Source organism: Streptomyces sp. NPDC006529, assembly GCF_040611795.1.
Taxonomy (GTDB): Bacteria; Actinomycetota; Actinomycetes; order Streptomycetales; family Streptomycetaceae; genus Streptomyces.
Window position 1 is genome coordinate 94,040 of sequence record NZ_JBEXPB010000020.1, and the last position, 12,342, is coordinate 106,381.

Annotated in this window: 13 protein-coding genes; 5 read left to right on the forward strand and 8 right to left on the reverse strand. The window is 73.7% G+C overall.

Annotation, left to right across the window (positions count from 1 at the left end; all coding sequences use genetic code 11):
* Positions 1 to 63: 63 nt before the first annotated feature.
* From ABZY31_RS16665 to ABZY31_RS16675, 3 genes are all read right to left on the reverse strand, one after another.
* The gene (locus tag ABZY31_RS16665) at positions 64 to 636 is read right to left on the reverse strand and encodes a hypothetical protein (RefSeq protein ID WP_356410495.1); all 573 of its coding nucleotides are present in this window, start codon (positions 634 to 636) and stop codon (positions 64 to 66) included.
* An 81-nt stretch (positions 637 to 717) separates the two neighbouring features.
* Positions 718 to 1,341, reverse strand: coding sequence for a hypothetical protein (locus ABZY31_RS16670; RefSeq protein ID WP_356410498.1), 624 nt, complete (start codon positions 1,339 to 1,341; stop codon positions 718 to 720).
* A gap of 34 nt (positions 1,342 to 1,375) precedes the next feature.
* Positions 1,376 to 1,723 carry a PadR family transcriptional regulator gene (locus ABZY31_RS16675; protein ID WP_356410501.1) on the reverse strand — a complete coding sequence of 116 codons (348 nt, stop codon included), beginning with the start codon at positions 1,721 to 1,723 and terminating at the stop codon, positions 1,376 to 1,378.
* Positions 1,724 to 1,799: 76 nt separating this feature from the next.
* Here ABZY31_RS16675 and ABZY31_RS16680 point away from each other — a divergent pair, with 76 nt between their 5' ends.
* The 3 genes from ABZY31_RS16680 to ABZY31_RS16690 all read left to right on the forward strand — a co-directional run bounded on the left by ABZY31_RS16680 (position 1,800) and on the right by ABZY31_RS16690 (position 3,762).
* Positions 1,800 to 2,105 (forward strand): YkvA family protein, encoded by a 306-nt coding sequence (locus ABZY31_RS16680; protein WP_356410504.1) that lies wholly within the window; start codon positions 1,800 to 1,802, stop codon positions 2,103 to 2,105.
* Positions 2,106 to 2,354: 249 nt separating this feature from the next.
* The gene (locus ABZY31_RS16685; protein WP_356410506.1) at positions 2,355 to 2,741 is read left to right on the forward strand and encodes an NlpC/P60 family protein; all 387 of its coding nucleotides are present in this window, start codon (positions 2,355 to 2,357) and stop codon (positions 2,739 to 2,741) included.
* Positions 2,742 to 2,970: 229 nt separating this feature from the next.
* Positions 2,971 to 3,762, forward strand: a complete 792-nt coding sequence (locus ABZY31_RS16690; RefSeq protein ID WP_356410509.1) for an alpha/beta hydrolase — start codon at positions 2,971 to 2,973, stop codon at positions 3,760 to 3,762.
* Positions 3,763 to 3,823: 61 nt separating this feature from the next.
* Here the strand turns inward: ABZY31_RS16690 and ABZY31_RS16695 are convergent, their stop codons facing one another.
* Together ABZY31_RS16695 and ABZY31_RS16700 are read right to left on the reverse strand one after the other, a co-directional pair.
* Complete coding sequence (locus ABZY31_RS16695) at positions 3,824 to 5,488, reverse strand: beta-propeller fold lactonase family protein (protein WP_356410512.1); 1,665 nt, start codon at positions 5,486 to 5,488, stop codon at positions 3,824 to 3,826.
* Between the two features lie 420 nt (positions 5,489 to 5,908).
* A complete protein-coding gene (locus tag ABZY31_RS16700) occupies positions 5,909 to 6,598 on the reverse strand; it encodes a hypothetical protein (RefSeq protein ID WP_356410515.1) in 690 nt (229 codons plus the stop codon).
* A 231-nt stretch (positions 6,599 to 6,829) separates the two neighbouring features.
* Here ABZY31_RS16700 and ABZY31_RS16705 point away from each other — a divergent pair, with 231 nt between their 5' ends.
* Both ABZY31_RS16705 and ABZY31_RS16710 read left to right on the forward strand, forming a co-directional pair.
* The gene (locus ABZY31_RS16705; protein WP_356410518.1) at positions 6,830 to 8,359 is read left to right on the forward strand and encodes an FAD-dependent oxidoreductase; all 1,530 of its coding nucleotides are present in this window, start codon (positions 6,830 to 6,832) and stop codon (positions 8,357 to 8,359) included.
* Positions 8,360 to 8,445: 86 nt separating this feature from the next.
* On the forward strand, positions 8,446 to 9,183 hold the full coding sequence (locus ABZY31_RS16710; protein ID WP_356410521.1) for a DUF72 domain-containing protein: 738 nt from the start codon (positions 8,446 to 8,448) through the stop codon (positions 9,181 to 9,183).
* Positions 9,184 to 9,213: 30 nt separating this feature from the next.
* Here the strand turns inward: ABZY31_RS16710 and ABZY31_RS16715 are convergent, their stop codons facing one another.
* The 3 genes from ABZY31_RS16715 to ABZY31_RS16725 all read right to left on the reverse strand — a co-directional run bounded on the left by ABZY31_RS16715 (position 9,214) and on the right by ABZY31_RS16725 (position 11,857).
* On the reverse strand, positions 9,214 to 9,714 hold the full coding sequence (locus tag ABZY31_RS16715) for a metallophosphoesterase (protein ID WP_356410524.1): 501 nt from the start codon (positions 9,712 to 9,714) through the stop codon (positions 9,214 to 9,216).
* Between the two features lie 65 nt (positions 9,715 to 9,779).
* On the reverse strand, positions 9,780 to 11,381 hold the full coding sequence (locus ABZY31_RS16720) for an NAD(P)/FAD-dependent oxidoreductase (protein WP_356410527.1): 1,602 nt from the start codon (positions 11,379 to 11,381) through the stop codon (positions 9,780 to 9,782).
* Between the two features lie 17 nt (positions 11,382 to 11,398).
* Positions 11,399 to 11,857 (reverse strand): SRPBCC family protein, encoded by a 459-nt coding sequence (locus ABZY31_RS16725; protein WP_356410529.1) that lies wholly within the window; start codon positions 11,855 to 11,857, stop codon positions 11,399 to 11,401.
* Between the last annotated feature and the right edge of the window lie 485 nt (positions 11,858 to 12,342).

The following is a 12,342-nucleotide window of genomic DNA, read 5'->3' on the forward strand; positions in this document are numbered from 1 at the left end:
CTGTGACACCGGCCTCCGGCGAAACGCCCTCCGGGGGGTGCCGGTGCGGGAGGGCGGAGGGGGTCACTTCCCGTCGGTGATGTAGTAGTCGTTCTTGAGGTACTCCAGGGTGTAGCTGCCGAGGTCCTCCTCGGTGAAGGTGGCGGAGGACCTGACCGCTTCGAGCGGCATCTCGACCCGCTCGGGGCCGCGCACGACCACGCGGTCCGGATCGACCGTCGCGGTGCGCAGGGCCGTCTTCTGCTCGGGCGAGATCATCTGGAACACGAGGACGTACGTCGACGTGCACGGCCCGAATCCCTTCTCCTCCGCCTTCTTCGCGCCGGGTCCGGCCACCTCGCAGACCGTGGCGAGGTCCTCGCGGCCGAGGGCGTGCAGGTATTGCTCGTAGCGCGCGATCGCGCGCTCCTTCGTCGCCGGGGCGGGCTGACTGCCGGTCGAGGCGGCCGACGGCTTCCCGGCGTCGGCCGACGCGGACGGCGTTGCCGTCGGCGTCTGTACGGGCGCGGAGGCGGACGCGGAGGATTGCGACGGCTTCGCCCCCGCCTCCCCCTTCGCCTTGTCCGGCCCGCACGCCCCGGCCGTCAGCACCACGCAGACCGATACGGCCGCGGCCGCCATCGCACTCGTCTTCATCAGGTTCCCTCCACCAGCCGACTACGACATCCAGGGTTCACGCAGGATCCGGAGGAACGGTTCCCGTCCTCCCGGTGCGCTTCAGGGGCGGCGGACCCGCCACAGCCAGGTGGCCGTGCCGGCCAGCAGGGCGAGCGTCACCAGGTTGGCCACGAGAGCGGGGGCGTCGCCCGCCGGGCCGCCGTCGGACAGGTTCCAGGCGGCGATGACGGCGCTCGGCAGGACTGCGGTGAGCAGGACGCCGGTGGTCTTCTGTACGGCGACCCAGTGCACCGAAGTACACAGGAGCACGGCGCCGACGACGCGGAAGAGGACGCCGATCAGCGGCCCGGGCTGGTCGGGGAAGACCATCAGGAAGGGCAGCGAGAGGATCAGCAGCAGGAGGGGCACGAGGGGGTGCACCTTTCCGCGCCGGGCGGGCGCGGGCACGCCGTACCCCGCCGGGACCGGCGGGATCGCGGGGGCCGCGAAGGCGCCGGGTTCTGCGATTCCCGCCTCGGCCAGCGCGGTGGCCGCGTTCGTACGGGGGTCGCCCAGCTCCTCCAGCACCTGGCCGATCGCGGCATCGGGCCGCTCGGCGCACGTCACCTCGATGTGCTCCGCGAGGTCGGCGAGGAGTTCCTGGCGGCGGTCGGCGGGCAGGACGCGGGCCTCGCGCTCGACGGCGCGGAGGTAGTCGCGGACGCGGTCGTCGGAAGTCTTCATGCGGGGTCTCCGGTGGAGGCGTGGGGGACGGCGGTCAGGCGGTCAGGAAGGCGTCGACGGCGTCGCGGAAGCCGGGCCATACACGGGTGAACTCCTCCAGCGCGGCCCGGCCGCTGTCGGTGAGCGCGTAGTAGCGGCGGGGCGGACCCGAGGCGGACTCCTGCCAGGTGGTGGTGACCAGGTCGTCGCGGCGCAGCCGGGACAGCAGCGGGTAGACCGTGCCCTGGCTGGTGGCCAGAGCGCCGGAGGCCTCCAGCGCGTGGAGGAGTTCCACGCCGTAGCGGGGGCGGTCCCGCATGAGGGCGAGGACGCAGTACTCCAGGACGCCCTTGCGCAGTTGGGCGGCGGCCCGGGCCTGCTTGGTCGAATCACCTGGTTCCATGCGATGCAAGATACCTGGCGCGACAAGACCGGCGGGCAGGGGGGTCCCGGGGCGGGTCCCGGGTATAGGGAGGTCCATGGACGGCAAAGACTGGCTCATCCTGGCCGCGGTGGTCGCCGCGGCTCTCGCCATCGGTGCGGCGGTACTGCTCGTCAGGGTCTTCGCGGCGAGGCGGCTCCTGATCGACGCCGGAGTCCCCCTGCGCGACAAGGCGCTGTTCTGGTTCGCCGTGGTGTACACCGTCTCCCCCGTCGACCTCATCCCCGATCCGGTCTACCTGGACGACATCGGGGTGCTGCTCCTGGCCCTTCGCTCCTTGTCCGCGGCCGCCGCGCGCCTGCCCGGCGGGGCGAAGGGGGCCGATCGCGGCGCGAACTCCTGAACCGGAGTCAGCGCCGTCCTTTACCGAATCAAAACGCTCCGGAGCGCGTCAGAATCCCGCACAAAGCGGGCAATCGGGGATAGCTTGACCGTCGTCGAGATTCGTTACGCAGCCAATGCGGAGGTATCACGATTGCGCCTCACAGAAATGCGATTCCAGGAGCCGGCCAAAGCCCGACGATCCAGACGACCCGTCCACCGCCTTTCCCCGCCCGCCGTCGCCCTCGCCCTCATAATGTCGCTCGCCACCATGACGAGCCAGGCCCCACCCGCCCGGGCGGCATCGTCCTACGGCGCCAAAGCCGTCAAGATCGCGGCATCGAAGCGGGGCGCCCCCTACGCCTACGGGGCGACGGGCCCCAAGAGGTTCGACTGCTCCGGCCTCACCCTCTATGCCTTCCGCAAAGCCGGCCGCACGCTCCCCCGCACGGCCGAGCAGCAGTACGAGAGCACCCGGCGCATCTCCCGGTCCCAGCGCACGCCGGGCGACCTGGTCTTCTTCCCCGCCGGGGCCACCATGGGACACGTCGGCATCTACGCGGGCGACAACCACATCTGGCACGCCCCCCGCCCGGGCACGCGCGTCCGCCTGGAGCGGATCTGGCGCGAGGACGTCCGCTACACCCGCGCCAACTGAGCCGCGGCGCACCGTCGGCCCGCGCCCCCTTTCCGCGCCTTTCCGCGCCGCAGGTCAAGGATCTCCGCGCCGACGGCACACCCCCGCACCCCACCCCTTCCTAGGCTCGACGCGTCCGGGGCCCGCCGCGGGCAAGGACGACAGTCCGTTCATACAAATGTATTGAACAAGCGTCATAGACGATTGTATGGTTGCGCTGTCAGCCCGCACCGACCGAGGGGAACCCCCGATGTCCGTCCAGCCCGCCCGCAACGCCCTGACCCTCGACGGCCGCGTCCTGTCCTACCTCGACTTCGGCGGGACCGGCCGTCCGCTGCTCGCGCTGCACGGGCACCTATCCGAGGGCTCCTCCTTCACGGACCTGGCCGCGGCCCTCGGCCCCGACTGGCGTGTCATCGCTCCCGACCAGCGCGGGCACGGCGACTCCGACCGCGCCGGGGACTACACGCGGGACGGCTACCTCGCCGACCTCATAGCCCTGCTGGCCCACCTCGGCACCGAGCGGACCGTCGTGCTCGGCCATTCCCTCGGCGGGGTCAACGCCTTCCACCTGGCCGCCGAACACCCCTCCCTGGTCGAGGCGTTCATCAATGTCGACGCTCCCGCGGACCTCCCCGACCACGGCGCCAGTCCGCTCGCCTTCGTGCTGGGCTTCCCCTATACGGCCGCGACCCGCGACGAACTCCTCGCCGCCTGCGGCCCCATGGCCCCCGCCGTCGCCCCGGGCCTGCGGCCGCTCGCCGACGGCACCGGCTGGCGGCTGCCGTTCCACCCGCAGGACACCGTCGACTCCGAGACCCTCGTCCACGGCGACCACTGGAAGCAGTGGCTCACCAGCACCTGCCCCGCCCTGCTCCTGCACGGCCTGCGCAGCCAGGCGCTGCCCACGCCGCAGGCCCTCGCCATGGCCGAGCGCCGCCCCACAACGGCCTACCGCGCCCTGGACACCGATCACTTCGTCCTCCAGGCCGACCCGCAGGGCAGCGCGGCCCTCGTCCGGGAGTTCCTCGCGGGCCTGTGAGCCGCGCCCCTCGCGGAGCTGCCGCCCGCCCGGGGCTTTCGGGCGGGCGGACCGTCGTGGGTCAGGTACAGGTGACCAGGACGACGGAGAGCGCGGTGCAGGTGACGGCCGCGGTGTCATTGGCGGGGCGGGTGTCGGCGGGAGCGGAGGCCGTGCGGGCCGCGGTGACCTTGACCGGGCCGAGGGTCAGCAGGTGCAGGGGAACGCGGAACGTCCTGGTCTCGCTCGCGCCGTTCGCGAGGCTCCCGTACGCGCAGGTGACCGTGGCGGCCGCGCTCGTGCATCCGGCGGAGAGGCTGGTGGCGGAGGCTCCCGGCGGGAGCGTCGCCGTCAGGGTCGCGGAGGTGACCGCGCCAGGGCCGGTGTTGTGGGCGGTGAGGGTGTAGGTCAGGTAGGGCACCAGGATGCCGAGGTGCGGCTGGGCGGCGAGGCCGACGCCGATGTCGGCGAGCGGCGCGAGGTAGGTGTACCGGGCGGCCGCGCTCGCCGCACTGGTACCGCCGGACGTGGTGACCCGCACGTCCACGGTGCCGGACGGCTGGGCGGGGGCGGTGACGGTGCACGCGGTGGCGGTGCAGCTGACGCCGGTGGCCGGGGTGGCGCCGAAGGTGACGGCGGTGGCGCCGGTCAGGTGGGTACCGGTGAGCGTGACGGAGTTGCCGCCGCCCGCCGGGCCGGAGGCCGGGCTGATCGCGCTCACGGTCGGGGCCGCCTCCGCCACGCGCAGCACGTCGAGGGTCTCGCTGCCGTAGTTGACGACGTAGGCGAGGGTGCCGTCCGGGCTGAGGCCCGCGTCGACGGGGCCGCCGCCCACCGAGGTGGCGCCGGTGACGGTGCGGGACGCCGTGTCGAGGGCCGACAGGGTGTTGCTGCCGGCGTTGGGGACGTACGCGGTCCTCCCGTCGGGGCTGACCGCCGCGCCCCCGGGGTTGCCCCCGGTGGTGATCGTCCCGGTGACGGTGAGCGTGGCCGGGTCCACCACGGACACGAAGTCGTCGTTGCCGTGACTGACGTACACCGCTCCGGTGACGGGATTGACCGTGACCGCGAACGGCTGGTCGCTCAGCGGCACGTTGGCGGTCACGGTCAGGCTCGCGGTGTCGATGACGCCCAGCGTGTTGTCGCCGAGGTTGGTGACGTACGCGCGCGCGCCGTCGGGGCTGAAGGCGACGTCGCGCGCGTACGGGCCGACGGTGACCGACGCGGCGACGGTGTTGGTGGCGGTGTCCAGGACGCGGACCGACCCGTTGGGGTAGGCGGAGTCGACGACGTAGGCCCGCGTGCCCGCGGGGTTCACCGCCACCGTGAGCGGATCGTGGATCCCGGCGACGGTGGCCGTCACCATGCCCGTGGCGGTGTCCACGACGCTGACCGTGGCGGCGCCGCGGTTGACGACGTACAGGTGCGCGCTGTCGGGCGTGACCGCGAGCCCGGCCGGGCCGTTGCCGACGCCGATGGCGGGGCCGGTGGTGTTGGTCGCGGTGTCCAGCACGGTGACGGTGTTGCCGGGCGTGCCCATGAAGACGCCGGAGTTGCTGACGTAGACGTGGCGGCCGTCCGGTGCCACGGCCACGTTCTCGGGGCCCGCGCCGAGCGGCACGCTCGCGATCACGGTCGGGGTGACGGCGGACGCCGGTGCGGTGACGACCAGCGGGGCGGCCGCGACCGCGGGGGCGGCCGTCAGGCCGCCCAGAGCGGTCACCGCGAGGACGAACGCGGTCGTCACCGCCGCTCCGCGGCGCCGTCTGCGGATGGGGACGCGGATCGCGAGCGGGCGTAGCCGGTGGATCGAGGACGACACGATGGACCCCCCTACAGGAGCCGCGCACGACGGCGGAAGCGGAGGCCCCAGGAAACCGGCGGTGGCGCGGTCGCACAGGACGTCCCGCGCCGGTCGGCGTCAACCGCCGTTCGCGGACCACGGGCGCGTCCCTCGCACACCGTCGCGGCGCCCGGTGGACGGGCCCGCGACAGCCTTCCGATCCCGCCCGGCGACCGGGCCCGGCGAGTCCCCCACATGGTTCCAGCGGACGCTCCGCACCGTGCGGAACTTTCGTAGTTGTCCGTTTCGGATCAGGTGATGACCGGTTCGGTACGGACATGGGCGGCGCCGCCAGCGTGAGCCCGGGTCAGCCCCTCGCGGACCTCAGTCGGCCCACTCCGTCGGCGGCGGCCCGAACGCGCGACGACCGGCCCGCACGGCCAGTGCGGCGATCGCGGCGTTGGCTCCCCCGCCGATGACCGCGCCGATGCCGAAGGGGGCCACCCGCCCGAGCACGATGATGCCCTGCTTGGTCCCGTACTTCGTGACAAAGTTCCGCCCCAGGATCGCGTTGATCCGCCGCAGCGTCTCGACGGGCACCTTCGCGACCACCTGTCGCCCCCAGTGCTGCCCGGTGCGCTCGGCGACACCGGCGATGGTGGCGGAGCCGGAGCCGCCGAGCATGATCCCCATGACGATGGTCCGGCGCCGCTCGATCTCGTCGATGGCGACTCCGTGGACTTCGGCGAGCGAGAGCGCGAAGAGGGCGCTCAGCTCCAAGGACGAGAGCACCTCGCCCGCCGACAGGGCGAGGGCGACGGTCGTGCCCACCCCGGGCGCGGCCGCGCTGCCTCCCACCGCGGCGCCCGTCCCGGTCAGGGCGCTGACGTACATCCGCTCCAGCGTGCGGATGACCTGCTCCGGCGTCGCCTGCGGGTCGCGCTGGCGGGCCCGGGCGATGTTCTTGCGCACGAGCGGGGTCTGGAGGCCGATCGCCTTGTCCAGAACGTCCAGGACCCGCTGCCCGCGTCCCGCTGCCGCCGGTATCGGTCCGTCGTGGGCGTCCGTCGCCATGCAGTGCTCCCGAGGTCGTCGCAATGCCCCAACTGGGGGCTCCATTCGACCAGTCGAACGCACCCCGCGTCCGATGAATCCGCAAGCCGGGGCCGCCGGACCTGCGGGGCGGCGCGGGGCGGCGCGGCCCGGCGTCGGACCGCGGTCCGCGGTCCGCGGGTGACGCATGGCCGGACCGGCTCCGGGCAGGCGCCGTTCAGACCGAAGCCCTGACCGAAGCGGAGACCGAGCATGTCCCGTCCACCCGGTGGTTACGAATCGTATTGGATGCGCACGACCGGAACCCCCCATCCCTCGCTCTCCGGCGACATCACCGTGGACGTCGCCGTGGTGGGCGCGGGAATCGCGGGGATCAGCACGGCCTGGGAGCTGGCCCGCAGCGGACTGTCGGTCGCCCTCGTCGAGGCGGACCGCGTCGCCGCGGGCGTCACGGGCTACACCACGGCGAAGCTCTCCAGCCAGCACGGCATGCTCTACGCGCAGCTGCGGAAGTCCTTCGGCGCCGAGGGAGCCCGGCTGTACGCCCGCTCGCAACAGGAGGCCGTCGAGCAGGTCGCCCGGGTCGCGGAAGAGCTGGGGATCGACTGCGACCTCGAACACCGGCCCAGCCACGTGTACGCCCGGTCCCCCGAGGCGGTCGACGACCTCCGGGCGGAGGCCGAGGCGGCCCGGGACGCGGGGCTGCCCGCGGCGTTCGTGACCGGTACGGACCTGCCCTATCCGGTGGCCGGCGCCGTCAGGATGGAGCGGCAGGCGCAGTTCCACCCCCGCAAGTACCTCCTGGGTCTGGTCGCCGACCTGACCGCCCTCGGCGCGCAGGTCTACGAGCGCACCCGCGTGGTCTCCCTCGACGAAGGCACACCGTGCCGCCTCACCACGGAGGCGGGGCACGAGATCACCGCCCGGGACGTGGTCGTGGCCACCCACTACCCGGTCTTCGACCGGGCCCTGCTCTTCTCCCGGCTCGAACCCCACCGCGAGCTGGTCGTCGCGGCCGAGATCCCGGCGGACCGGGACCCGCAGGGCACCTACGTCACCTCCGAGGACAAGACCCGCTCGGTGCGGACCGCCCCCTACGGCGAAGGCCGCCGCCTGCTCATCGTCACGGGCGAGAAGTTCAAGCCGGGCGCCGCGGACGTGACGCAGCGGTACGACACGCTCGCCGCCTGGACCCGGGAGCACTTCCCGGAGGCCCGGTTCACCCACCGGTGGGCGGCCCAGGACAACACCACCACGGACCGGGTGCCGTACGTGGGCCGCTTCCACCCCGGCGCGGAGCACGTCTACGTGGCGACCGGCTTCGGGGGCTGGGGCATGAGCGGCGGTGTGATGTCCGGGCGGCTGCTGGCCGCGCACGTCACGGGGCAGGAGCTGCCCTGGACCGGCCTGTACGACCCCCGGCGCCTGCACCCGCGCGAGGCCGGCTCCCTGCTCAAGATCCAGGCATCGGCCGTCAAACACTTCGTCGGTGACCGCCTGAAGCCCTCGCACGTCGACGGCGTCGACGAGATCCGGCCCGGCACGGGCGCCGTGACGCGGATCGAGGGCCGCCGGTGCGCGGTCTACCGGGACGAGGCCGGAAAGGTCCACTCGGTCTCCGCCCGGTGCACCCACCTCGGCTGCCTCGTCCACTTCAACGACGCCGAGACCGCCTGGGAGTGCCCCTGCCACGGCTCCCGCTTCGCCCCCGACGGCGCCGTGCTCCAGGGCCCGGCCACCCGGCCCCTCGAACCCCGCCCGCTGCCCGAAGCCGACGACTGACCGCCGGCCCCCGCCCTCGCGGGCGGGGGCCGTCTCCGGCCGCGGATCGGGGGTATGACGAGGCGGGCCGCGGGCAGGCGGACCGTATGGCCCTCTTCGTCGGTACGTCGGGATGGCAGTACCGGGACTGGTCCGGCGTGTTCTACCCGCCGGACCGGCCCCAGCGGCTGTGGCTGGAGGAGTACGCGCGGCACTTCACCACGGTGGAGGTCAACAACGCCTTCTACCGGCTGCCGTCGCCCGAGACCTTCGCCCAGTGGCGGGCCCGTACTCCGCCCGGTTTCGTCATCGCCGTGAAGGCGAGCCGCTTCCTGACCCACGTCAAACGCCTGCGCGAGCCGGCGGAGCCGGTGCTGCGGCTGATGACGCACGCCGCGTCCCTGGGCGACCGGCTGGGCCCGGTGCTCCTCCAGCTGCCGCCGACCCTGCGGGCGGACCCGGCCGCGCTGGACGCGTGCCTGGCCTGCTTCCCCGCGGGCACGCGCGTCGCCGTCGAGCCGCGCCACGCGTCGTGGTGGACCGAGGAGGTCCGCTCGGTGCTCACGGCCCGGGGCGCGGCCCTGTGCTGGGCCGACCGCGGTTCGCGCCCGCTGACCCCGCTGTGGCGGACCGCGGACTGGGCGTACGTGCGCTTCCACGAGGGCGCAGCCCGTCCGTGGCCACGCTACGGGCGGACGGCGCTGCGCAGCTGGGCGGACCGCATCGGGGACACCTGGCCGCGGGAGGCGGACGTCTACGCCTACTTCAACAACGACCCCGGCGGCGCGGCGGTCGTCGACGCCCGGGCCTTCCTCCGGCTCGTGCCGGGCCGGGTGAGCGGATGACCGGCGGGGCGGGGGTCGCCGTCTGAGGCGTCAGCGCCGCGGGGGCAGGGGGTGCAGCGTCACGTCCCGGACCTGCCCGTCCGCGACCGTCAGCGTCATGAACGTGCAGTAGGGCTGACGCCTGCGGTCCGTGGGCGAGCCCGGATTGAGCAGGCGCAGGCTGCCCGCGGTGGTGTCCCACGGGATGTGGCTGTGGCCGAACACCAGGACGTCCGCGTCCGGGAACCGCTCCGCACACCGCCGCTCCCTCCCCGTGGCCGCCCCCGTCTCGTGCACGACCGCGAAGCGCACCCCTTCCAGCTCCGCGCGCGCGACTTCCGGAAGCCTGCCGCGCAGCCCGGGGCCGTCGTTGTTCCCGTACACGCCGATCAGCCGCCGGGACCGCGAGCCCAGCAGGTCGAGCGTGGCTTCGTCGACCCAGTCCCCGGCGTGGATGACGGCGTCGGCGTCGTCGACAGCAGCCAGGAGGGCGTCCGGGAGGGCCTTGGCGCGGGTGGGCAGGTGGGTGTCCGAAGTCAGCAGGAGCCACATGCGGTTCACGGTAGGGCGCCGCGCCCGCGTGCGCCGCGAGGGGCGCGGCCGTCTGCGCTGCGGCGCTACACGGACCGCGGCAGGCGCCTGCGGCGCACGGTAAGGACCGTGGGCAGGTGGCGCCGCAGGGCCGCCCTGGCCGCGTTGGCGCCGGGTGCGCCGTGCACGCCGCCGCCCGGGTGCGCGGAGGCCGAGGCGAGGAAGAGGCCCTTGACGGGCGTTTCGGGACGTCCGTTGCCCGGGACGGGCCGGAAGACGAGCTGCTGGTGCAGCGCGGCCGTGCCGCCGTTGATGGCCCCGTCGCGCAGATTGGCGTCCATGGCCTCCATCGTGGGAGGGGCCAGCAGCCGGCGGCCCACGATGCGCGCGCGGAAGCCGGGGGCGTAGCGCTCGACGACCTCCTCCATGCGGTCGGCCATCGCCTCGCACTCGCCGGCCGTCCAGCGCCCGGTCAGGCCCTGGCCGCCCGCGTCGCCCTTGATCCGGTGCGGCAGGTGCGTGTAGGCCCAGGCGGATTCCGTGCCCGCCGGGGACCGGGTCGCGTCGGCGGCGGTCATCTGGCCCACGATGAGGAAGGGGTCCTCGGGTACGAGTCCCGTGGCGATCCGGGCGGCGGACGCGGTCAGGCCGTCGACGCCGTCGGCCAGGTGGACCGTGCCGGCGGTCGCCGCTTCCGGGGCCGTCCACGGCACGCGGGAGTCCAGGGCCCAGTCCACCTTGAAGGTGGCGAAGTCCCACTGGAAGCGGCGCAGGTCCTTCAGGACGCTGTCGGGGAGGTGCTCCTCGCCGACCAGCGAGCCGTACAGGGCGGGCGCCGACACGTCGGCCAGGACGGCCCGCCGGGCCGGAACGCCCTCCCCCGTGGCCGTCCGGACGCCGACGGCCCTGCCGCCCCGTACGACGACCTCGACGACCGGCGTGCCGCAGCGGACCGCGCCGCCCCGGCGCTCCAGGCGCCGGACCAGGGCGGCCGTGAGCTGCCCGGCGCCGCCGGCCGGGACGGGGAAGCCGTGGTGCTGGCCGAGCATCGACATGAGCCATCCGTACCCGCCGCTGCCCGCCGCCTCGGGGGGCAGGTCCGCGTGCAGGGCGTTGCCCGCGAGGAGGAGGCCGCCCGCCTCGGCCCGGAAGTCCTCCTCGCCCAGCCGGCGCACGGGCAGCAGGAGCTTCCGTACGAGCGCCAGCCCGCCGGCCCGCCGTACGCCGTCCAGGAGCCGGGCGGCGGGCACCACGGGCGGGAAGGGCGTGAACAGGGCCCGGATGATGTCGGGGCCGAGCCGGTCCCAGACGGCGCACAGGTCCGTCCACGCGTCGCCGTCCCCGGCCGCGAACCGGTCCAGTCCCGCGGCCGTGTCGTGCGGCAGCCGGTCGAGCACCGCGCACCGGCCGTCGGCCAGCGGGTGGGCGAGCACGCGGGGAGCGTGGCTCCAGGCGAGGCCCTCGCGGTCCAGGCCCAGGGAGGCGATGACGGGCGAGGCGGCGGCCAGCGGATAGAAGGCGCTGAACACGTCGCTGACGTAGTCGGGGTGCACACCGCGGTCACTGCGGACGGCTCCTCCCGGCTCGGGCTGTGCTTCGAGGACCTCCACGCTCCAGCCGGCGTCGGCGAGCAGATTGGCGGCGACCAGGCCGTTGGGCCCGGCTCCGATCACGATGGCGTCGGGCATCGCCTCTCCCCTCGTCCTCAGGTCCGTACGTGCGCGCCCGCTCCGGCGCGGTCCTCGACGACGCGGGCGAGCCGCTTGAGCATGTCGCGGTGGCGCAGCTGGATCAGCGCGTCGAGCGCGGCGTTGTGCAGGGCGCCACCCAGCCCGCGCAGGGGGTGCTCGTCCACGATGACCAGGGACTCCGTGCCCCAGGGCCGGACCTCGATGGCCACCCGGGCGGTGCCGACGGGTCCGCTGTCGACCTCCAGCTCCAGTTCGTAAGGGGCGTCCACCCGCCGGACGGCCGTGGTGCCCGACAGCTTCCACGGTCCGATCCTGACCGTGTACTCGAGGTCCGAACCGAGCTCGGGCCAGTGGCCGCGGCCGACCCGGGACTCGCTGGTGCCGACGACCCACGCGGCGTAGCTGGAGGGGTCGGCGAGGACGTCCCACACCTCGTGCGGGGCGGCGTGGATGAGGCGGTGTCGTACGGCCATGGTCACTCCCGGGGCGCAGGGACGGGTCAAGGTCGGGGCCGGTGCGTCATGCGGGGCGTCTGCCCGGCCGGGCCGCACCTACACCGCCGACGCCCACGCGGCCGGGGCGCGGCCCGGTCCATGGGGCAGCAGGTACTCCGGGCTGCGTCAAGTCCCGAATGTCCGGAACGTGACCGGGGTGGTAGTGGCGGGGCTTACTGGTGACACGGAAAGAGACGGAAAACCTCCCCGGAGGAACTCCTCCTCACCGGATAACCGAAAAGCTTTCAAGGCCACCGGAATATCCGGGGCCGGAATTCCTTCCTTTACACCCCTTCACTTCATTCGCTTGATTCGCCTTAGGAGCAGGTCATGAACCGTAAGACGCGTACCAACAACATTGTCCGTTCGAACCGTCGTGGTTTCCGTGTGGCGACGCTGGTCGCTTCGGCGGCGATGGTGTCGGGAGGGCTGCTGATTCCGGCGTCGATGGCTTCGGCGGCTCC

Excerpts from the sequence above, each read along its gene's own strand:
- ABZY31_RS16665 (WP_356410495.1), bottom strand. The coding sequence starts at position 636 with ATGAAGACGAGTGCGATGGCGGCCGCGGCCGTATCGGTCTGCGTGGTG.
- ABZY31_RS16670 (WP_356410498.1), bottom strand. The coding sequence starts at position 1,341 with ATGAAGACTTCCGACGACCGCGTCCGCGACTACCTCCGCGCCGTCGAG.
- ABZY31_RS16675 (WP_356410501.1), bottom strand. The coding sequence starts at position 1,723 with ATGGAACCAGGTGATTCGACCAAGCAGGCCCGGGCCGCCGCCCAACTG.
- ABZY31_RS16680 (WP_356410504.1), top strand. The coding sequence starts at position 1,800 with ATGGACGGCAAAGACTGGCTCATCCTGGCCGCGGTGGTCGCCGCGGCT.
- ABZY31_RS16685 (WP_356410506.1), top strand. The coding sequence starts at position 2,355 with ATGACGAGCCAGGCCCCACCCGCCCGGGCGGCATCGTCCTACGGCGCC.
- ABZY31_RS16690 (WP_356410509.1), top strand. The coding sequence starts at position 2,971 with ATGTCCGTCCAGCCCGCCCGCAACGCCCTGACCCTCGACGGCCGCGTC.
- ABZY31_RS16700 (WP_356410515.1), bottom strand. The coding sequence starts at position 6,598 with ATGGCGACGGACGCCCACGACGGACCGATACCGGCGGCAGCGGGACGC.
- ABZY31_RS16705 (WP_356410518.1), top strand. The coding sequence starts at position 6,830 with ATGTCCCGTCCACCCGGTGGTTACGAATCGTATTGGATGCGCACGACC.
- ABZY31_RS16710 (WP_356410521.1), top strand. The coding sequence starts at position 8,446 with ATGGCCCTCTTCGTCGGTACGTCGGGATGGCAGTACCGGGACTGGTCC.
- ABZY31_RS16715 (WP_356410524.1), bottom strand. The coding sequence starts at position 9,714 with ATGTGGCTCCTGCTGACTTCGGACACCCACCTGCCCACCCGCGCCAAG.
- ABZY31_RS16720 (WP_356410527.1), bottom strand. The coding sequence starts at position 11,381 with ATGCCCGACGCCATCGTGATCGGAGCCGGGCCCAACGGCCTGGTCGCC.
- ABZY31_RS16725 (WP_356410529.1), bottom strand. The coding sequence starts at position 11,857 with ATGGCCGTACGACACCGCCTCATCCACGCCGCCCCGCACGAGGTGTGG.